Origin of the sequence: Paenibacillus sp. OK076, from assembly GCF_900110055.1 — a bacterium.
Taxonomy (GTDB): Bacteria; Bacillota; Bacilli; order Paenibacillales; family Paenibacillaceae; genus Paenibacillus.
Genome location: NZ_FOCH01000001.1, coordinates 1,144,135 through 1,165,482, shown reverse-complemented (window position 1 = coordinate 1,165,482; position 21,348 = coordinate 1,144,135). Strand labels below are relative to the sequence as shown.

At 49.4% G+C, this 21,348-nt stretch carries 17 protein-coding genes; 11 read left to right on the top strand and 6 right to left on the bottom strand.

The window, feature by feature from the left end; translation table 11 throughout:
* Window positions 1-208: 208 nt before the first annotated feature.
* Window positions 209-4,303 carry a DNA polymerase III subunit alpha gene (locus tag BMY78_RS05375; RefSeq protein WP_090895384.1) on the bottom strand — a complete coding sequence of 1,365 codons (4,095 nt, stop codon included), beginning with the start codon at window positions 4,301-4,303 and terminating at the stop codon, window positions 209-211.
* Between the two features lie 303 nt (window positions 4,304-4,606).
* Here BMY78_RS05375 and BMY78_RS05370 point away from each other — a divergent pair, with 303 nt between their 5' ends.
* From BMY78_RS05370 to BMY78_RS05360, 3 genes are all read left to right on the top strand, one after another.
* A complete protein-coding gene (locus tag BMY78_RS05370) occupies window positions 4,607-4,936 on the top strand; it encodes a YtrH family sporulation protein (protein WP_024629128.1) in 330 nt (109 codons plus the stop codon).
* Window positions 4,937-4,957: 21 nt separating this feature from the next.
* Window positions 4,958-5,446: a sporulation membrane protein YtrI gene (locus tag BMY78_RS05365; protein ID WP_063564310.1), complete on the top strand. Its 489-nt coding sequence runs from the start codon at window positions 4,958-4,960 to the stop codon at window positions 5,444-5,446.
* Between the two features lie 97 nt (window positions 5,447-5,543).
* On the top strand, window positions 5,544-5,885 hold the full coding sequence (locus BMY78_RS05360; RefSeq protein WP_177185662.1) for a YtpI family protein: 342 nt from the start codon (window positions 5,544-5,546) through the stop codon (window positions 5,883-5,885).
* Between the two features lie 149 nt (window positions 5,886-6,034).
* Here the strand turns inward: BMY78_RS05360 and BMY78_RS05355 are convergent, their stop codons facing one another.
* From BMY78_RS05355 to BMY78_RS05345, 3 genes are all read right to left on the bottom strand, one after another.
* Entirely contained in the window at window positions 6,035-7,369 is a 1,335-nt protein-coding gene (locus tag BMY78_RS05355; RefSeq protein WP_090895382.1) for a DRTGG domain-containing protein, read from the bottom strand.
* 237 nt (window positions 7,370-7,606) lie between these two features.
* A complete protein-coding gene (locus BMY78_RS05350) occupies window positions 7,607-7,894 on the bottom strand; it encodes a hypothetical protein (RefSeq protein WP_063564309.1) in 288 nt (95 codons plus the stop codon).
* Between the two features lie 95 nt (window positions 7,895-7,989).
* Window positions 7,990-8,337: a YlbF/YmcA family competence regulator gene (locus BMY78_RS05345; RefSeq protein ID WP_076289793.1), complete on the bottom strand. Its 348-nt coding sequence runs from the start codon at window positions 8,335-8,337 to the stop codon at window positions 7,990-7,992.
* Window positions 8,338-8,617: 280 nt separating this feature from the next.
* Here BMY78_RS05345 and BMY78_RS05340 point away from each other — a divergent pair, with 280 nt between their 5' ends.
* The 5 genes from BMY78_RS05340 (at window position 8,618) to BMY78_RS05320 (ending at window position 14,976) form a co-directional block, all read left to right on the top strand.
* On the top strand, window positions 8,618-9,985 hold the full coding sequence (locus tag BMY78_RS05340; RefSeq protein ID WP_090895379.1) for a YheC/YheD family endospore coat-associated protein: 1,368 nt from the start codon (window positions 8,618-8,620) through the stop codon (window positions 9,983-9,985).
* Between the two features lie 30 nt (window positions 9,986-10,015).
* Window positions 10,016-11,206, top strand: coding sequence for a YheC/YheD family endospore coat-associated protein (locus tag BMY78_RS05335; protein WP_090895376.1), 1,191 nt, complete (start codon window positions 10,016-10,018; stop codon window positions 11,204-11,206).
* A 61-nt stretch (window positions 11,207-11,267) separates the two neighbouring features.
* Window positions 11,268-12,641 carry a YheC/YheD family endospore coat-associated protein gene (locus tag BMY78_RS05330; protein ID WP_090895374.1) on the top strand — a complete coding sequence of 458 codons (1,374 nt, stop codon included), beginning with the start codon at window positions 11,268-11,270 and terminating at the stop codon, window positions 12,639-12,641.
* Window positions 12,641-13,747, top strand: coding sequence for a YheC/YheD family endospore coat-associated protein (locus BMY78_RS05325; protein ID WP_090895372.1), 1,107 nt, complete (start codon window positions 12,641-12,643; stop codon window positions 13,745-13,747). Before BMY78_RS05330 ends, BMY78_RS05325 begins: the two co-directional genes overlap by 1 nt.
* A 35-nt stretch (window positions 13,748-13,782) precedes the next feature.
* On the top strand, window positions 13,783-14,976 hold the full coding sequence (locus tag BMY78_RS05320) for a YheC/YheD family endospore coat-associated protein (RefSeq protein ID WP_090895370.1): 1,194 nt from the start codon (window positions 13,783-13,785) through the stop codon (window positions 14,974-14,976).
* Window positions 14,977-15,084: 108 nt separating this feature from the next.
* On the opposite strand, the gene BMY78_RS05315 is transcribed toward BMY78_RS05320, so the two are convergent.
* Entirely contained in the window at window positions 15,085-15,771 is a 687-nt protein-coding gene (locus BMY78_RS05315; protein WP_064640984.1) for an HAD hydrolase-like protein, read from the bottom strand.
* A gap of 286 nt (window positions 15,772-16,057) precedes the next feature.
* Between BMY78_RS05315 and BMY78_RS05310 the strand changes: the two genes are divergently transcribed.
* The gene (locus BMY78_RS05310) at window positions 16,058-17,776 is read left to right on the top strand and encodes a methyl-accepting chemotaxis protein (protein ID WP_090895368.1); all 1,719 of its coding nucleotides are present in this window, start codon (window positions 16,058-16,060) and stop codon (window positions 17,774-17,776) included.
* A 124-nt stretch (window positions 17,777-17,900) separates the two neighbouring features.
* On the opposite strand, the gene BMY78_RS05305 is transcribed toward BMY78_RS05310, so the two are convergent.
* Window positions 17,901-18,872, bottom strand: coding sequence for a Gfo/Idh/MocA family protein (locus BMY78_RS05305; RefSeq protein WP_090895365.1), 972 nt, complete (start codon window positions 18,870-18,872; stop codon window positions 17,901-17,903).
* Between the two features lie 406 nt (window positions 18,873-19,278).
* On the opposite strand from BMY78_RS05305, the gene BMY78_RS05300 reads away from it, so the two are divergent.
* Together BMY78_RS05300 and BMY78_RS05295 are read left to right on the top strand one after the other, a co-directional pair.
* Entirely contained in the window at window positions 19,279-20,910 is a 1,632-nt protein-coding gene (locus BMY78_RS05300) for a thiamine pyrophosphate-binding protein (RefSeq protein ID WP_090895362.1), read from the top strand.
* Window positions 20,911-20,922: 12 nt separating this feature from the next.
* Window positions 20,923-21,291 (top strand): carboxymuconolactone decarboxylase family protein, encoded by a 369-nt coding sequence (locus BMY78_RS05295; protein ID WP_090895360.1) that lies wholly within the window; start codon window positions 20,923-20,925, stop codon window positions 21,289-21,291.
* Window positions 21,292-21,348: the final 57 nt, after the last annotated feature.

Here is a 21,348-nt window from a genome sequence, read left to right as displayed (position 1 = left end):
CGCACGTTATTAGCTCCAATTCCCACAGGTCTGTAGTTTAATGAATCACAGAGATGTTATTTCGTCATTCTACAGGTCGTGACGCAGTTTTATACCGCAATAACGCCACTGACGTTCGCTAAACTTTGCATTTCACAATCATCCGCCTTTTAAGACACGGTAGATTCGTTAGCGCTTTGAATCAAGAATTAATCACTTTAGGAACAGCTTATTTTATTTTGACCGTGCCCTCACCCAGCATCTTCTCCATCTCGGAGAATAAAGAGGGCGAAGGTTTAATCCGGTAGGCATCACTCAATGCGAGCAGCTTCTGCTGCTGTTCATAGAAGAGCACCGTCGCCACCGGACCCGAATGCTGCTGGAGCAACTGCTTGAGTCGGGCCAGAAGCTCCGGTTTCTCCGCCTGCGGGGTGATCTTCACGAACACCCGTTGCTCCACCACTCGCGGCCCACGGCTCTGCTCCGTGCCGCCAGCGGCCTTAGTGGCCCGGCGAGCCACCGAAGCGGCCCCATTTGCATCGGCCGCCCCAGGCCTACCCGCAGCGCTGTGCGACGCTACCGGACCCTGACTTCCGCTGCTGCGCGCAGCTCCAGCATTCACGCCTGCGCTGCTGCGCTGCGCTCCGGCTCCCGCGCCGCCCGCCTGCCGTGGCGGAGCCGCCGGGCGCGAAGCACTACCGCTGCCGGGCTTGCCGCGCCGTTCGCGGCTGCGCAGCTGCTGTTCCAGTGCCGCCGGTGACAACGGCGCCACTTCCTCAGCCAGCAGCTTGAACCCTTCGTCCTGCTGCTGCACCTTGGCACGCACGACGAGCAGTTCACCTTTCCCGACATACTGCTGGCTGCGCCGCCATACTTCGGGAAAGAGAACCACTTCACAGCGTTCGATCTGGTCTTCCAGCTCCATGAACGCCATAGCCTTGCCCTGTTTCGTCGTAATCGACTTCACAGACACGACCATCCCGGCTGCGACGGCCATCGTATCGTCAGCCGCTTCCGTCAGCTCCATAATGCGATCTGCGCCGCTGGATTCAAGCACATCTTCGTAGTCATCCAATGGATGACCAGAGAGATACAAACCTAACAGCTCACGTTCCAGCTCCAACTGCTGACTTCCGGAATAAGGCGGAATTTCGGGGTATTCAATCTCCCAGTTTGGCGTCTCGACAAAATCAAACAATTGAATTTGCAGATCCTCGCGTTCCTTGCGCCATTTCAGAGCCGCTTCCACCGTCTCATCCAGCATCGCCAGCAATTGGGCGCGGTGTCCAGGCAATGTGTCAAAAGCGCCCGCCTGAATAAGCGATTCAATCACACGTTTGTTGCATACCCGCAAATCGACGCGACGACAAAAATCGAGCAAACTGTCGAACGGTCTTTCCTGCCGTACAATCATGATACTCTCCATCGCCTGGGTACCTACATTTTTCACCGCAGCCAGACCAAATCGTATCGCCCCGGTTGCTGTATCTGCATCTGAGTTCTGATCCGACAATCCATCTTTCTCCTGTACAGCGGACATTTCATGCTGTTCGGAATGCGAGGACTCCTCTTCCCCAGTTCCATGCAGACGTTCTGCTGTAGAAACAGTCACTACGCCAGAATTATTTCGATCCTCAGACTGCCCTGGCACTGTCGTCGCTGCCTGCCACTCGTATGCACTACCGTCTTCTTCTGGAGCGGGGCCCGGGTCATCCGGCAGAGGGGCTTCGCCGTATTCCGCTTGTCCGGAATAATGATCATCATGTACCGCATGTCCCACCGTAGAACCTGCTGTACCATCCTCACCCTGCTCTCCCCCTAAACGTTGGGTTTGCGCCTCATGTCCAGCCCTGGTGCTGCGGGATGATGCAAGCACAGGTGTAAACAGAATACCGCTCTCATTCACATCCGGTGGAAGTACTTCAATATCCATGCGACGGCATTCCACAACGTACTCCGCTACTTTGCGGTGACTGCCCATAACGGCGGTTAACATCGAGGCCATAAAATGAATGGGATAATGTGCCTTCAGATACGCCGTCTGGAAAGCCAGCACACCATACGCAGCAGCGTGGGCACGCGGGAAACCATAGTTGGCAAACTTGACGATCATGTCATAGACCAGATCTGCCTCCGCTTCGCTGTATCCTTGCTTCAGACTGCCCTGAACGAAATGCCCACGTTCGAGATCCAGTACTTCCCGTTTCTTCTTGGAAACCGCTCTGCGGAGCAAATCCGCTTCACCGAGAGAGAAGCCCGCCATTCGGGAAGCAATCTGCATAATTTGTTCCTGATATACAATGATGCCGTACGTATCCTTAAGGATGGACTCCAGATCCGCATGGGGGTAGTCCACTTCGATCTGTCCATGTTTGCCCTGAATGTATTTGGAGATGAACTCCATCGGGCCTGGACGATACAAGGCCAGCACGGAAATAATATCTTCAAATACACTTGGCTTTAGCTCCTTCAGAACACGACGTACCCCTGCGGATTCGAGCTGGAATATCCCCATCGTATCGCCTCGACCAAGCATCTCATAGGTGAGTGCATCGTCGTCCGGAATATGACGAAAATCCGGAATTTCGCCATTTTCCCCAATCCAGCGCAGACAGCGTTCAATAATTGAAAGGGTACGCAGACCGAGGAAGTCCATTTTGAGCAGTCCAATGGACTCCAGGTTTTCCATGGAATATTGCGTTAAGGCCGTTCCCTCACTGCCCTCCTGAAGCGGAACAGCATCCGTTAGCGGATCGCGGGAAATGACCACCCCCGCAGCATGTGTGGACGCATGACGAGGCATGCCTTCCACCTTCATGGCCATATCAAGCAATTCACGCGTTTTTGGCTTGGTCTCATACAGAGCCTTCAGTTCAGGGGTAGCTTCCATTGCCCGCTGAATGTTAATGCCAAGCTGTGCAGGAATCAGCTTCGCTGCCTTGTCCACCTCGCCGTAGGGCACGTTCAGTGCACGCCCGACGTCCCGAACGGCTGCACGGGCAGCCATCGTACCAAAGGTAATGATTTGGGCGACATGGGCTTTGCCGTATTTTTTCGCTACATATTCAATGACTTCGTCCCGCCGTTCGTCGCTGAAGTCGATATCAATATCCGGCATGGAGATCCGTTCCGGATTCAAAAACCGCTCGAAGAGCAGGTTATACTTCATGGGATCAACGTCTGTAATACGCAAGGTATAGGCAACCAGACTACCTGCCGAGGAGCCACGACCCGGTCCGGTGACAATTCCCTGCTGGTGAGAATAGGCGATAAAATCCCATACGATCAGGAAATAATCCGAGAATCCCATACTGTCTATAACCCGGAGCTCATAATCCAGCCGCTGTTCAAGTTCGGCCCTAAGTTCCGAGTCCGTCCAACGTGATGATTCACTATAACGCTCTTCCATTCCCTCTTCGCACAACTGACGCAGATAGGCAGAAGGACTTTTCCCTTCAGGAAGCGGCCTGTACTCCGGCAATATGGATTTGCCGAATTCGAGCTGCAACTCACATGACTCCGCAATGCGAACCGTATTCTCCAAAGCCTCGGGCACATGGGGGAACAAACGCGCCATTTCTTGTTCACTCTTGAGATAAAGCTGGTTGGTTCCGATGCACAGCCGATTCTCATCATCTACCGTTTTCCCTGTTCCGATGCAGATCAACACATCCTGAAGCTCGGCGTCCTCTTCGGACAGATAGTGCGCATCATTGGTCGCCACCAGTGGAATCTCAAGCTCTGCTGCCAAACGGATCAGCTGGGGGTTCACTCTTTTTTGCTCAGATAACCCGTGATCCTGCAGCTCCAGATAGAAATCGGCACCAAAAATATGTTTGTAACGCAGCGCCGCACGCTTCGCCTCTTCCTCGCGTCCATGCAGCAGATGCTGGGGAACCTCGCCTCCCAGACAAGCACTTAGACAGATGATGCCCTCGTGATGGGCAGCCAGGCTCTCCATATCAATACGTGGTTTGTAATGGAAGCCTTCCAAATGACCGATGGAGCATAGTTTCATCAGATTTTGATAACCCGTCATATTTTTAGCCAGTAAAATCAGATGATGGATCGGCTGATCCTTGCGGCTTCCCCGCTCTTTGCGAGACCCGGCAGTCATATAAGCCTCACAACCAATGATCGGCTTAATTCCCCGCTCGACGCATGCTTTATAGAAAGGAATAGCACCATACATTACACCGTGGTCGGTCAATGCCAGCGTAGTCATTCCGAGATCCGCGGCCTTATTCACGAGATCCGGTATACGCGCAGCGCCGTCCAGCAAACTATATTCACTGTGAACGTGCAAATGCACAAAAGAACTCATGTTTTTTTCTTCCTTTCGCAAGGACAGTCGCAGCTCCCGTCTTGAGACAGTTGCTGCACTATCTTCTTCTATCCGTATTTTTCATCCTTCGGTTCAACCGAAAGTCGCTTTCTGTATTCATGTAAAATGCTCTATTAATGAAATGAATGAAATATAAGGATTCATCCGAAAGAAGCGTGTTTTATTATTCTATTTTATCATATCGTTCGGGGGCACGCCCATACAATAGAAGTACAAGCCGCTCCCCCTGTTACGGACCGAAGACAGGAGGTGTGCTGCTGGGTCTGAAAGGGGTGTTGCCGGATGAGCACATTTTTGTCCAAAGCCATTCTTGATTTCTTCATTGCGTTTGGGATCGTGCTGGGCGGCGCGATGATTGGAGGTATAGGAGCGGTGGTCTCTCTCCAGCCTCCAACACAGACGATGCTTGATGTCGCTGGGAAAATTAAAATTTGGGCGCTCGCGGCGGCCGTTGGCGGTACAATCGATCCGATGCGGGTAATCGAAAGCAACGTGCTGGACGGAAACCTGTCTCCGGCAGTCAAACAAATTTTGTATCTGATATCCGCATTCATGGGCGCCCACATGGGTACCGAACTGGTAAAATGGGTTTGCGGTGGAGGACGGGGTTAGCATGACTCCAGGACAGCGCCCATGAGAATTCCGCCATTTTCACGTTACCGCCCGCTTATGCGCATGACTGCTGTCTTTGTTCTGGGAATGATCGCCGGTTGTGTCGTGTACAACGGTGTATTTCACTTGAGTTACAACGAGTTGTGGCTCAACAATCAGGAGTTGCAGCTTCAGCTGCATCAGAATGAGGAGGATATTAAAACGCTGAAAAAATACAGTAAACGCCAAACCGTCATCAAGGAAATCAAGGTCCGTGCAGAAGATTCTGACAAAGGTCCGGACGAGGCCTCCCTGAAAGTGATGTTACAGAAACTGGGGGATGAACTTGAGGTTCTCCGGGGTCGTGACGTCTTCAATATCGACGAGTACAGCAAAATGACGCGAATCATGCTGAATCAAAAAGTATACACGGTCAGAGAAAAGGAATATACCGTCCAGGTGAAAACGATGCTGGTGATGGAAGGTGTGCTGCAAGTTTGGGTACAGATTCGGATGCACGTTCCAGCTTAAAAAAGGATGACAGCTCCGGAAAAAAACTGCCCTTGCCCTCTGACTGCATGGTACAATAAGGGCAGTAAATGCTTTCCAGAAAAGGAGCTGCGTCTTTGTGTTCATCGATGTACTCAAATATGCCCTGATCGCTATCTTTGCCCTGGCCATGGTCTGTTCAGCTCTGAACAGCATTCGTTCGCGCAGGTCCACTGATCCCATCGCCACAGGTCTTTATCGCTCATGGACCAACGTCTGGATGGGAAGCATGCTGATTATTCTTGCCCTCATCCTGATGTTTGTGTTTACCGGTTCTACGCTATCCGTCGTTGTGGAAGCGCTATTTCTGATTATGGGAGCGTACAATCTGTTCGCCGGTTTACGTAACCGCAGTTACTATGCCCGCCTTCAGCAGCATGCAGAGGGTGGAACTGGCAAGACATCCGGACAATCTGCCTGAAGCATAATAGCAGGATGCCGTTGCAATCTGCCAAAAAGAGAGTACCCTCATCTATCGAACAAGCCTGAACCCCGTTGATTTCGGGGTTCAGGCTTGTTCTCTTTTTTGTAAACTCATGATATTTTCCGAACTCAGAATCTCTCGCCCTTTTAGGCATGGTCAATGGATTGCAGAGTCATCACCGCTTTGCATACCACATTCCCATCACGGGTAATGACAATATCCATTTTGCAGGTCCGACGACTTGTCTCCAAAATAATTGGACGAACCAGAATCTGATCTTCAATCTGTACTGGACGAACAAAATACGTTGTTATATTATCCACCATATGGTCGTTTCCTGTAATGTCCCAGGCAGCACGCCGTCCCGCCTGTGTCATCACATTCAGCAGAACGCCTTCCGAGATCGTACCAAGGTCTGTCGCCATCTGCGGAATGATAAATCCGTGGAAAAACAGTTCGTTCTGCTCTCCGCGCTCTTCCGCAAACCCGTTCCAGATCAGATGATCAAACGTCTCTCCAAGCTGTGGCTGCTTCTGTGCATCACGCATCGCCTGGAGCACTTCCTTACGTGTGACGGAGGCAATCAGTTTACGGTTCCGATCCACAATGGGCAGGAAGTCAATGCCCTCCCACGTCATAATTTGTGCAGCGGAAGCCAGTGAGGTTTGCAGCGAAGCTGTGATTGGACGGCGTACAACACACTTCTCAATACTCTGATCCTCTTTTAACTCACTCACATCTTTGAGACTTACAATACCGATAACCCGGTTCCATTCATCTACTACAGGGAAGCGATGCTCTCCCGTTTCAGAAACCAGCAAGTGAAAATCCGCGGCTGAACTGGTCACCTTAAGCACCTGAAGGCGGGGTTTCTGACCGATGATATCCTCTACCAACATAATTTTTTTCTTAATCAGTCGATCAAAGATCGCACGGTTAATCATTGAAGCCACCGTAAACGTGTCATGTCTGGAGGAAATGATCGGCAGACCCAACTCATCAGCCATCACTCGCACTTCACGGCTTGTACCGAAGCCACCTGTAATTAATACACCTGCGCCCTGTTCGAGGGCGAGGGAATGAGCATTGTCCCGGTTACCGACAATCAGCAGGCTTCCCGCGTCAATGTAACGGGCCATGGCCTGTTCTTTCATCGCACCGATCACGTACTTGTGAAGTGGTTTGGCCAGACCGTCACTTCCACCCAGCACATGACCTTCGACGATGGTCACTACATCGGCAAAAGTCAGCTGCTCGGTCATGCCGCGAGGTCTTTTCTCGATCCGCACCGTTCCAATTCGTTCCTTGGTCACAACCAAGCCGAAGTTCTCTGCCTCTTTTACCGCACGATACGCTGTTCCTTCGCTTACGCCCAGCTCCCGCGCCAGTCCACGCACCGATATTTTGCTGCCTACCTTCAGTTGTTCAATATGTTGAAGCAATTGTTCATGCTTCGTCACGTTTTCTTCCTGCCCGTCCATCTGTACCACCCCCGAAGATGCATCTGTACTATTCTGTATCTATTATAACACGACCTTAGGAAAATAACCCCATTCGACGCACCTTTCTCCTAAAGAACTGCGATACATGGATCTGAATAATCGGAACAGCAAATTACGGGCATAAAAAAAGACCGGGCCCTTTCATACCAAAGGGAATCCGGCCTTACTTAGATAGGTAGAATCATCTCTACCACCATGTTGGATGTGATCCAAACCTTATACTGATTTGCTCTGCTCCTGCTTGTCCACCAGTTTCATCTCCCACTGCCGCAGCTTTGCTCGCCGGACAGCTTCCAGAGCACGCTTCTTCTCTTCATCCACACCAAGAATAAAATGCAGATGTGCACCAATGATTAATAATGAGAACAGCACCCATACGATGCCAAAAATATTAACCCAGTCCATTCCGCCAGCAAAAGAAATCCGCGGCAGCGCAATAACCAGCATCGACAACGCGATAACCAGATAGATCACATGTTTTGCTTTCTTCAACCTTTTCACCATTCACAGCTCCTTCGTTCTTGATCGACTCTATATGTCTAGTCTATGAACGATAAGGAGCTAATATGAGAGGTTCAGGGAAAAAAACGTTACAAGGTTTAGGCTTCAGCGCCACCATACAGATGACCCAGACTGTCTGCAATAATTTTGTTCACGTCTTCAATAATGACACTGAGACGACGTTCAGCGTCAAACAGACGACGGATATTCAGGTTCAAGCTCAATACTTCAAACAGTTTCTCCATTTTCTCCATCTCGTCCGGTGCAGGCATATCCCCACTCATCATACGTTGTTGCAATTCCATCTGTTGATCACGGAAATTATCCAGCATAGCCTTTGCTTCCGGATCTGCTTCGATCAGCTTCATCGCAGAAGTAATTTCTTCCACCTCGCTGCTTTCTCTCAGTGCTTTGGCCAAATCATTCGCTTTGTCATAAATGTTCACTATAATTCCTCCTCTAATTGGGTTGTTCTTCGTTATTCATTTGTACTCATTCATATTCTCATCGCAACGTTCACCCGTTTTAATACACGTATTTCACTTCCGTCAAACAAAGGTTGCGGAAACATACCCAACCATTATCTGCTGAGCATCAAATGCATTTAATCCAAATAGGTCAATCACCAAGGGTTATATGTCCTCATATGATGAAGCACATGCCATGTTCAGATGCCGTTCAACTTCGAGATCAGACATCAAGTTGCCGCCAGGAAGGAGATCCGTGATGTCCACTAAAAAAGTAACGATTCAGGTTACCGGCTCGGGCATCCTACAGGACGACGTCATCATGCTGGGCGAAGGGGTGCTCAAGGCGCTTAAAATCCCTTCTGGCCGACCGCTTCAGCTGCAATTCGGCTCTTTTCGCCGTGAGGTCACCGTCATCCCTGTTCCCAGGTATGACGGTCTGCGCATCAATCAGACGGTAGCCAGTAAAACCGGTCTTGTTCCCCGTTCAGTGCTGCGCATATCTTATCGTTCAGCCAGCCGTACACTGCGCCTTGGACCCTACATCAGTGTTTTAGTTAGCCAGGATTACCCCGATCAGCCAGATCGGCCCTTTGGCTCCATCACGATGTTCTGTCAAGAACTGGTAAACGCCTGCCGGAAGCAGGGCGCCTATGTATCCTTTTTCACACCGGAGGATATTGGAGCGGTAACGGGTTATATGAAAGGCTGGGTGTATGATGACGGCTGGAAAAAGACCGTTCTGCCTATAGCAGACGTCGTCAATAACCGGCTGACGTCCCGTAAGCTTGAGAACAAACCTAGCGTACAGCATTTTATGAAAGAAGTAAAATCGCTCTACGGTACACAAACCTTCAACGAAAAGTTTCTGGACAAAAATGAAGTATTCGATGCCTTGAAGTCCATTTCAACACTGAAGAAAGTGCTACCCGAATCCCATTTGCTCAAAGCTTCAGCCACACTCAAAACGATGTGCAATCGATACCCGGTTGTTTTTCTGAAGCCGGTTCGTGGGTCGCTTGGCAAAGGTATCATCCGGGTCTCCCGTCAAAGCGACGGCAGCTTCCTCACCCTCGCAACAAGCGTTGGGGGGACCCGAAAACAAACGTATACTTCCCTAGATAAACTGTATGCCAGTCTATCTGGGAAAATGAAAACGACGCGATACCAGATCCAACAGGGTCTTTCCCTGATTGATAACAGCGGCAGACCCGTTGATTTCCGTGCGCTGGTGCAAAAAAACCGTACGGGCAAATGGAGTGTCACTTCCATCGTCGCACGTATTGCAGGCGGCAGTCACTATGTATCCAACTTGGCACGAGGTGGAAGTCTCAGCACCGTCAAGGAAGCTGTAGCCAAAACCCAATTGTCCTCATCAGCCAAAGCTTCTGCGTATGCCGGTTTGCATACAGCGGCGCTGGATATCGCCAAAGGCATTGAAGGTGCCATCCCCGCCCATTTCGGTGAACTTGGCATCGACCTTGCCTTGGACACCAGCGGAAAGGTCTGGCTGCTTGAAGTAAACTCCAAACCATCCAAGAACGATAATACGCCACTTAGCGAGAGCAAAATCCGGCCTTCGGTCAAAGCGATGCTGGAATACTCCACCTATCTGGCCGGATTCTGAAGAGTCATCCATTAGAGGAGGTGCAGCGGAATGTTCCTGGAACATCAGACCAACACAGTAGCCATCCTGGTTCGGGCAACAGAAGGCTCGCCTCCTTTCGTGGATGAACTCTTCTGTCGTCGTCTCAGTTTGGAAAGCCACCGTTACGGCCTAAATATCATCGTGCTGGCCGTAGCGAATAAACCCAGTGCATCCCGGCTAACACAGGGTTATGCATTCGATAGAGGAGAATGGAACATCGTTCCTCTTCCTGCTGTGGACCTGATCATGGACCGCTGTCTGCTCCCGCTTCCCAGAACATTCAAGCAGCAGCTTCAGCAGCTGGTTTCAACAGGCAGCGGACACCAGTCCCGTTACTGGTCTGCTTCCTTGCCCGGTAAATGGAAGGTATACCGCGCCTTGTCTGCTGATACAAGATTGCGTAATCTTCTTGCCCCTACTACGCTGCTTCAGTCGAATACCTTATGGGAGCAGTGGCTGGCGCGCTGGCCGAAAGGCATTTTTTTCAAACCTGTATCGGGCACTCATGGTAAAGATACATTTCGCCTTTACCGCGAAGATCAGCAAGCCTCCTGGATCATGGAGGGCAGAAATACTCGCAATGAATTCGTTCACCGTACATTTGAGCGTCGCCAGGATGTCTCTGCCTGGCTGGATTCACAGAAGGCCGGTAAAAAGATGATCTTACAGCCATATCTGGAACTGAGTCATCATGGACGACCGTTCGACGTTAGGGCCTTGGTGCAAAAAAACGGGCAAGGACGCTGGTCTCTAACCGGATGTATGGTACGGGAAGGACCCGCTGGCACACTGACTTCCAATTTGCATGGAGGGGGTAAGGCGTACCCTGTACATCCGTATCTGCTGGACCGATATGGGAGCGAGCAATCCAACGCTCTGCTGGAGACGATCAGGCAGGCTGCTGCCCGCATCCCCTCCCTGTTGGAAAGCCGATTTGGCAGACTGGCCGAACTGGGTCTTGATTTCGGAGCAGATGTTCACGGTCGCCTCTGGCTGATCGAAGTGAATTCGAGACCGGGACGTTCCTCATTCGCAGAGGCGGGTGATCCTCGTATGCACAGACTGACCTACACCCGGCCGCTTGCCTATGCCCGTTATTTGCTGCAACAACATGTTCTCACGGACGTGAAGCGTCCAATGAAAATGCCGAATACATCCAGCACAGCTGGCCTGAAACCCATCCCGATTCACGGCAGTTGAGGCACGCAGCGCGCCGCTTGCCATGGAGCCGAAGGATCTTTTCAGGATAGGAGGATAAATCATGAGTTTGACCTTTTGCAATCTGCATTTCACACAGCAGCCGGATAAAGTGGTTTACGTATCCAACGCGTTAATGAAGAGCCTGAATCTATCCGGCAAAAAAACGATTCATCTGCGGTTTGGCCGTGACCGGGTGCCCGCAACCATCAAACCGATCAAAAAGGCTGGCAAACATCTCTATCTCGCTTCGGGCATACGCAATCTGATGAACGTTCCGAAACGGGGCAGCATCTACCTTCGCAATCTGCAGAATGATGAAGTTCAATTGGGTCCACTGATTGGCGTATTATCTGACGGACCTGCTACGGGTACCACCCCTTTTGGTTCCCGTACGGGTTTCATTAAACAGCTGCTCCGTGAAGGCAGCCGCAAATCCTATATTTATGCGTTTACCCCAAGGGATATTAATTGGCAGAATGAAACAGTTTCTGGTCTTTTCCTTAATGACAACGGAAGCTTCAGTCGCAAAACGGTACCTCTGCCAGATGTCGTGTATAACCGGTTACCCAGCCGCCGCTCTGACTTCTCACCAGCGATCAACCAGCTGCGGGAGCGATTCATTCGGCGCAAAATCCCTTTCTTCAATTGGAGTTTCTTTAACAAATCAGATATCTACAATTTGCTCGAGAATGACCCGGCAGCAGGGAGATATATACCTGAGTCCATCACCAATCCGACTGTCGAACAGATGAGAGAGATGCTTGAGCGCCATCAGTTTGTCTACTATAAGCCTACAGCGGGCAGTCTCGGCAATGGCATCTACCGATTGACCTACTCTCCCAAACGTGGATATTTTGCCCGTTATCGCAAAAAAGGCGGCAACGCCCTGCTGCGTTTTGGTTCATTCAACAGTCTGATGCGCATGCTTCAAGGCAGACACGGTAAACAGCTCCGCGGTTATGTCGTTCAACAAGGTATCCGGCTCATTGAGATTGAGGAATGTCCGATTGATTTCCGCTTTCACATGCATAAAAACGGAAACAATCAATGGGTGGTTGTTGGTATTGGCGCCAAGAAGGCTGGCCGAGGCAGCGTAACCACACATATCAAAAATGGCGGTTCCCTGATGACCCCTGAGCAGGCGCTCAGCCGCAACTTTGGCGACCGAGCGGGTGAAGTGCTTCAGCATGCCAAATCCGTCGCTATTACACTGGCCCAGGCGATTGAAACCCAGCACCAGCATCTAATTGGTGAGATTGGCTTTGATCTGGGCATTGATCAGGAGGAACATGTATGGATGTTCGAAGCGAACGCCAAACCCGGCCGCTCCATTTTCCGTCATCCTTCGCTCCGGCAGGAAGGAAAATCTTCGGTGGAACACATCCTGGAACATTGCCTGTATTTGAGCAAATTCCGGAAGAGAGACAGCATTTGATGAGCCTGCAGGATGAGTTCAAACCCATCATTGCCGTCCTGACCATGCACGATGATCAACGGATGTTCAGAGGAAACCATCAAAATTTCCTGGATATTGTGCAGACAGGCGAAAATATGGGATATGTGGTGTACGTCGTGACTGTACGAGATTTAAATGTGAGCGGCCCCACGGTGAAAGGATACACGTACAACAATGGGATTGGGAGATGGACTTCACAGTTCTTCCCCCTTCCCCATGTACTCTACAATCGGATTCCCAATCGGGAAGATGAACGCAAACCTTCAGTACAGCGAAAAATTGAAGAATGCATGCATTCTGGCATCGAACTGTATAACCCGTTCTTCTTCAATAAATGGAATCTGTTCGAATGGCTCAAGAAATCCAAGTCTACCCAGCAGCTGATTCCCTATACTCGCCGAATGCGAACAGCAACCGCTCTGGGGACGGTGCTTCGATCGTATCCTTACCTGTATCTGAAACCAGAGAGCGGCAAAGCCGGCAAAGGCATCATGATGCTCAAGCTCCAGGAAAGAGAACGTCTTCCTTACCGGCTTAAAATACAGAGTACCCGAAAAAGCACCACGTACAAAGCCGCAACCCTTTCCAAGTTATGGGCAAGAATTCGCAAGGAGACAGGACACACGCCTTATATCATGCAGCAGGGTATTGAGCTGGCTTCGTCCCATAAGCGTCCATTCGATCTACGGGTACTTGTGCAGAAAAACGGCAAAGGACAGTGGAGCGTAACCGGTGTTGGCGCCCGTCTCGCCGGCTCTCGAAGCATTACGACCCACGTTCCGCGTGGAGGTACGGTGGAGGACCCTGAGAAGCTGCTCACTGAACTGTTCGGGGAAGAAATGTCAACTTCACTGATGAAGCGGGTGAAGTCCACTTCATTGTTGATCGCGAGACAAGTGGAACGAGGCTCAGGGCATACGCTTGGTGAGATGTCTATGGATCTGGGCGTTGACGATCTGGGCGAGATCTGGTTCTTCGAAGCGAATGCAAAGCCGATGAAGTTCGATGAACCGCAGATTCGGCGCAGATCATTGGAACGTATTTTTCAGTACAGCGCCTACCTTGCCCGTCAGTCCAAACGATGATGAACAGGAATAACAGCTAAAGAAGGTGATTGTTTGTGTCCTCACCTGTTCTGGGCATTATGACGTTGTACTTAAATGAGCACCGCGCTCTGGAAGAACGGAGCATATACCGCAGAATGATCCTTGAAGGGCGCAAGAGGGGACTCGATATTTATGTGTTCACACCTGCCGATGTACATCCAGGAGGCAAACAGATTGAGGCCATGGTCTTTCGTTCGGGAAAAGGCTGGTCCCGGGAATGGCGTTCATTCCCGGATATCATCTTCGACCGCTGCCGCATACAGCGCAATCGCAGATTTCAGCAGTTGCTTGCCTTTCGGCAAAGGTATGGTCACTTGCTCTTTCTCAACCGCCCGTTGCGTAATAAATGGACCATCCATCAGACGCTCTCCGCGAAGTCAGCCTTTCACGAGCATTTGCCCGACACTCTTCTGTATCAGGATATGTCCGACGTCAATCGAATGCTGAAGGCCAACCCCCTAATTTATTTGAAGCCTATTAATGGAACCGGAGGGCGTGGAATTCTACGCATCGAACGCAATGACAACGAGGCCAATACAGTTCTTGTACAGGGACGGGACCAGAAACGCCGGATCATCACCCCACGCAAAGTCCATCTGTCACGCTTGGGTTCACTTCTCCAGAACTGGAATATGAAAGACAAATACTTGGTTCAACAGGGGATTCAACTCCAGCTTCCGAACGGCCGTGTTCATGATTATCGCATGCTGGTCCAAAAGAACGGTGAAGGACAGTGGGAGTTAACAGGATGTGCCGGACGAATGGGTGCGGAGAAAAGTGTTACCTCCAATCTGCATGGTGGTGGTCAGGCCATAGCGATGCACAAACTGATGAAACAATGGATCACCGATGAGAAACAGCGAGTAGAAATTTATGCAACGGCCGAGAAATTCGGGATTGATGTAGCTACGTTTCTGGAAAACACCTATGGCGACTTGTGTGAATTGGCTCTCGATTTGGCGATTGACAAGAGTGGGCACATCTATCTGATTGAAGTGAATCCGAAGCCTGCACGTGAGGTGTTTGCCCGTATTGGTGAGAATGATATCTATTCCAAAGCGATTACCCAACCATTGGATTACGCCTTGTGGGTGTACCGCAATCATGCCAATGCCATTCGTCCCCCTCGTGGGGTAAAGGTAACCAAACCGGTCAAACGCGTAAAAGGTAAATCGGCGACCCTCAAAAGGACTAGAGGATCGCAGTGAGGATCGGAGAATTCATATGATAGTGAACCGAATCCTCCTTGAACCCAAAAAAACCGACCACTCCAACGTCCGAATGGACTTGGGGTGGTCGGTTTTGTTCTACCGTTTCTACTCGGCTTCCCGATACAAACGAAGCAGTTCCGTAAAATCAGAGATCAGTACATCTGATCCTGCAAGTTCTTCGTCACGTCCGAACCCAGCATAGGCACAGCCGATGACGGTCTGGTTGTTCATTTTGCCTGCCTCCACATCAGAAGAGCGATCCCCAACCATCCATGCGTCCTGAATCCGATGCTTCTCAAGCAGGATCTGAACCAAGTTAACTTTGGAAGGGGTCTTGTACTGTCCTGCACTATACACGCCTTCAAAGAGCGGCATGATCTCATGGGCAAAGGCCACGCCTTTAACATAGTCCTCCAGCCCGTTGCTGGCGACAAACAACCGCACACCCTGTTCTTTCAACGCTTTCAGCGTCTCTTTTACTTGTGGGTACAGCTGCGAGCTCCCCCCATCCAGTCCTTCAATCTCCAACTGAAGCAGCAGTTCGTCTGCACGTCGATGGGCCGCAACTGAAGCTTCGGGCATAACCACTTTCCATATATCTTCTAGCAACATTCCCAGGCTTCCCAGCATTCGTTCTTCAGGAGGAGTCTCTCCCTCAAAATGTCCTTCGGCCCGCAATGTATCAAACAGCTGATGATAGGCTGGCAACAACAGGGTTTCCGTCTGAAACAATGTACCATCCATATCAAAAATCATCGCTTCCGGTTTACGCAATACCGTCTCTTTTGTCATGTCCAATGTTCCTTTCGGATTGGGATATGTATTCGGAATCGTTCCCCTTCCATGATAAACATAAACGTTTGGCAGTGTAAACCGCGCAATGTAAAACAACTGTGTCATCTACGTTATACACAATCCACAAACATTATACTTAAATTAAACAAACTATATACAATTGAACTTCCTTTCAGTATAATACGGAAAATAGTTCTTTAGACACCTAATCTTTAGAACTACAAGACCTATCATTCTAGTTTTTTCGACAAATACATATACCCCAGGGAGAGGAATAACAAACATGAAAAAGCACAGGACCTTCAAAATTTTTTATAAGATTGGTTTGGGCTATTTACTCGTACTCGCAGTACTTGCTGGCTCTATTTTATTAATTCAGAACAGCATCAGCCAGTTACAACGAGAACTGGACTTTCTGGTGGATCATGATATGAAGGTACATGATCTAACCTATGAGATCGAGAATATTATGGTGAACATGGAGACAGGACAACGAGGCTATGTAATTACAGGACAAGAAAGCTATCTGGACCCTTATAACACAGGCGTTCAACAGAAGAATGTGCTCAAGGATCAACTGGCGGTGCTTGTCTCGGATAACCCTGCACAGCTGGCACTTCTTGAAGAAATTTCAGCCAAAACGAATGACTGGATTCAAGTCGCTGGCGAGCCGGTTATTGCACTTCGAAAAGCGAATGATATAGAGGCGATCCGGCAATTTTTTGTGGAAGATCCTGGCAAGAAGGATATGGATGAAATTCGTGGTCTATTGAATACATTTCGCACCAATGAGCTGACGTTGACTGAAAATCGCACTGAAGCGCTAAAGCAAAAGAACAAAATTTTGAACTGGGAGCTATACGGAGCACTTGTCGTTGTAGCCTTGATCTCGATCTTTGCAGCCTTGATTCTGTCCCGTTCCATTGTAAAAAACATCCGTACAGTAATCCGCGCGCTGAATGACATCGGCTCCTCTAATGGCGATCTAACGCTGCGCATTGCCACGCCGATGAAGGATGAAACGCGGGAACTTGCGGAAGCAGCCAATACGATGCTTTTTGGTTTACAGCAGATGATGTTGGACGTGCAAAGCAACGCTACCACCCTGAACGCCGCATCTGACCGGCTGGATAAAGGCGTGTCGGATAGTCATCTGGCTGGAAAGGAAATTGCCGCAGCCATGGAACGTGTTGCCGAAGGCGCAGATGAGCAGGTTGCTCTTACTCAAACCATGGTCGCTGCGATGGAACAATCCCTAACCGGACTCAACCGAGTTGCTGGCTCCGCATCGGAGGCTGCTGAACGCGCTGTACGCACGGAGACCATTGCACTGGATGGACAACAGCGAATTAATAATGCGGTTGGTAAAATGGGAACTATCGAGCAATCCTTCCTTTCCGTCCAGGGAGCCATTCATGAAATATCGAAAATGTCCGATCAAGTCATCAACATTGCCGAGTCCATGTCAGGTATTGCAAGACAAACGAATTTGCTCGCACTCAATGCCGGAATCGAAGCCGCGCGTGCAGGAGAGCATGGCCGCGGATTCGCTGTAGTCGCTGGCGAAATTCGGAATCTCGCAGATCAAAGCGCCACCTCAGCCACAGAAATTACGAGCATTCTGGAGACGGTCGTAGCTGGTGTACAGAGTACCGTTCATGAAGTCGAAGCCAGTACATCTCATGTCAGCGAAGGCTTGCGAACGATTGAAGATGCAGGCCAAGCCTTTGCGAATATTACGCAGCACATTCAAGACCTCAGTGCTGAAATGCTGGATGTATCCGCTGTGGTTGAAGAGCTTACCTCGGGCAGCGAAGCAGTAATGACATCCATTAACGAAGTATCAGCTGTTGTGGAGGACACCGCATCTGCCACGGAGGAAGTATCCGCTATGACCGAGGAGCAGCTTGCATCGTTACAGGAAATGGCGGATACGTCCAAACAGTTAAACGAAATGTCCGATGCACTCGATCAATTGGTAAATCGATTCAAGCTGTCTTGACCCTATGGATCAAATCCAAATAACACAAAGAAGCAGCCCCTTCTCCATGAGAGGATCTGCTTCTTTTTTTCAAAAGGAAAGAAACTTTAACATGAATCTCTTCTAGCCTTGTACCCTATTGGGATCAAGATTGATCCGGATTACGAAGCGCTTCAAGAACAAGCTGTGCATGATAGCCATCGTTGAAATCGTATATTTGGGCAGGTTGGCCCTGAAGACGGGCAATGACGTGTTTGAGTACAGGAAGCTGGCTTAAGGATTCCTCGACTTCGACGGGGACAAGCGGCTCTCCGATGCGTCCACTCCATAGTTGATCCCAGTTTTCCAAAGCAATTGACCCTTCTTTACCGTAAACCACCATGGATACACGCTCTTCACCTGCAAAATGAGCAATCCCATTTAACTGAATTCGGGTTCCATCCTCCAGCTCCATCGCAGCCTGAACTTCATGTTCACATTCACCTGTATTTTGAGGAAATTGAACCTGACTGTTAATCACCCGGATAGCCCCAAACACTTTTTGAATCATATGAATCCAGTGGATTCCCACTTCAAGAATAAATCCACCCTGCTCGCGGCTGGTAATCCAGGCATTTTGCTGCCACGCTCGTGGCCACTGAGGAAATTGCAGAATCAGATCGATTTTGCGAATCTCACCAATCGTTTTCTGCCGGATCAATTTCTGCAGCATCACTACAGATGGTTCATGCGGCATGGAGAAATGGATTGCATGTACTACACCAGCCTTCTCGGCTGCCTCCAGCATTGCTCTGGCTTCCTCCACGCTGTTTGCCAGTGGTTTCTCACAGAATACATGAATCTTGCGCTTCAGTGCCTCCATAACGACGGCATAGTGATATTTAGGCGGGACCGCAATGTACAGCAAATCAACCGCATGTGTTTCGAGTAATTGCATAAAATCCGTGTACATCTTCGTCTCAGGATGAGAGGATGCAAACGAGGTCAAATGTTCCTCACTGGAATCGCATACCGCTACAATCTCTACTTTTTCGGATAGATCTGCCTGTGTTGCCTGATGTATCATATGTAATCCCATTTTGCCTAGTCCAATTACAGCCATTTTTATCATTGTCATTCAACTCACTCCCATCGAATTTCAGTATAACAGAAAGCTTAACATTGCCAATCTTTGCACGGATGTGAAATGGAAAGCACAGGATCTTCATTTGATCTACACAATACAAATCTATCATATTATATATAAATTTACATTTTATGATACAAATTAAGTTTATAGGTAATTTGTTGCAGGAATATATAACCAATTTATTTTTACTTATGGGACAAGACATTAAGCGGTTACAACTTAAGAATCAGGAATTTATACTCATAAAATCGGTTGACAAAAAACCACAAAAAAAGCTACTCTTCCTATTAACAAGGATTTATTTCCTTTTACACCTTAGACAACGACATATACTCCAAAAACGGAACTTGACCTATGGGTCCAAAAACCTATTTTGTGAAGCGAGGTGTCCCGCATGAGAACAGTTGCGGACTATTTGGCAGAAGCTCTGCGTAATTTAGGCGTTACTCATGTCTTTGGTATTATCGGAAAATCCATCTGTCCTGCTGTCCTGAAAATGGTCGATTACGGTTTGGAATTCATTCCAGGTCGCCATGAATCCAGTTCAGGCTTTGCCGCATCGGGCTATGCCCTCCAAACAGGAAAACTGGGCGTGGCCTTTGCCACCTCTGGTCCGGGCGGAACCAACTTGCTCACCGCCGCAGCCCATGCCAAGGCCAATAATTTGCCCGTCCTGTTTATTACTGGTCATCAATCCATTCAGGAATTGGGAATTCCGCAATGTCAGGACTCCTCTTCCTACTTGGCTGATCTGGCGGAGATGTTCCGTCCTGCCACACTATTCAGCAAGCTGGTGGAGCGCGGTGATCATTTCAGCACCATATTGAACCATGCCCTTTCCATTGCACTCGGTCCCAACAAAGGTCCGGTCCATCTCTGTCTTCCATTTGATGTACAAACCGAACAGCTCACTGACTTTCGGGTTGTCATCCCCGAGCCAGAACCCCTGATTAGCGTGTCCAACCTGAATCGTATCCTCCCCTTACTTCAACAGTCCAGTCACCCTTTAATAATTGCTGGTAAAGGCGTCACTCGCGCCAGAGCCCATGATGAATTGCTTCATTTGGCCGAACATTTCAATATTCCTGTCATTACTTCTCCTGGAGGCAAAGGCGCCATTGCCTGGGATCATCCCCTTTACCATGGGCCTTGCGGTGTTGGCGGCTTCCCTCATGCAGATGAACTACTGAATCAAAGTGACCTCTACATCGTACTCGGCTCACGTCTGAGTGATATGACGATCTGTAATTTGAAGCCTGAAAACCATCCTGCCCACCTGATTCAATTCGATGCTGATCCTACATTCGTTGGTAAAATACTTCACGCACAAACCTTACATATCACCGGCGATTTGAAGGACAATCTGCAGTTTTTGCTCGGTACACTGACAGAACAACCTGTCGTTCCAAGAGAAACGACCGCTGTGGATTACTCCGTAGCTCTCCCGGATCTGCCGCGTCTGTCCTTGGCTTCCATCTTGGAAGAAATGAGTGAATTGCTTCCATATGATCATAAGCTGTTTGTGGATGATGGCAGTCATGGGTTTCATGCGGTTCAACGATATAAAGTCAAGAAACCCGGCAGCTTTGTGTTTGACGCCTACTTTGCCTGCATGGGTAATGCCATCGGCATGGCTATTGGGGCCAAGACTGCCGCACCGGAAGAAACCATCGTATGCATTACAGGTGACGGATGCTTCATGATGCTTGGAACCGAGATTAACACCGCTGTGTGCAATAATCTGCCTGTCATCTTCATCGTCGTGAACAATAAACAGCTGGATATGGCACTGAAAGGCATGGAAAAAACGACAGGACGAATCGATGGCACCTTGTACGAGGTTCCCATGGATGCAGCAAAATTTGCGGAGTCTCTCGGTGCGGTTGCTTTCAAGGCGGAAACCCGGGCGGAATTCACCTCTGCTCTCCAGACCGCGCAGAAGCTAAACCAGGTTACTGTCATTGAGCTTCTTACCGATCGCGACGAAATTCCACCCACGGCTCACCGTACCGTGACTTTGAATTAGGAGGAACATAGCATGAGTGAACAAGTGACTCAAGGATTGGAGCGTTTTGCAAAGCTTTCCGGTGAATATGGCGCAAAAGCACTGGCACCCATTAAGGAGCAGTTCCCTGAGCTAGCCGAGTTTATTATGGGAACGGCTTACGGGGATATTTTTCAGCGTACAATCATTACCGATCAATGGAAGGAAGTTGCGATTATCTCCTCACTGATCTCCATGGGACAATATGAGCAGCTGGGAGTTCATTATGCAATGGCACTCAGCGTCGGTGTAACCGTGGATCAGCTCAAAGGAATTCTGCTGCATCTGGCACCGTGTGTTGGTGCTCCACGGATCATCAGTGCATTTAATGTATTGCTCGCTACACTGGATGAAATCCAATAATTCAATCTTCTACATTTTTATACATGATTCGACTTTTTTATTGATCTTATTACATCT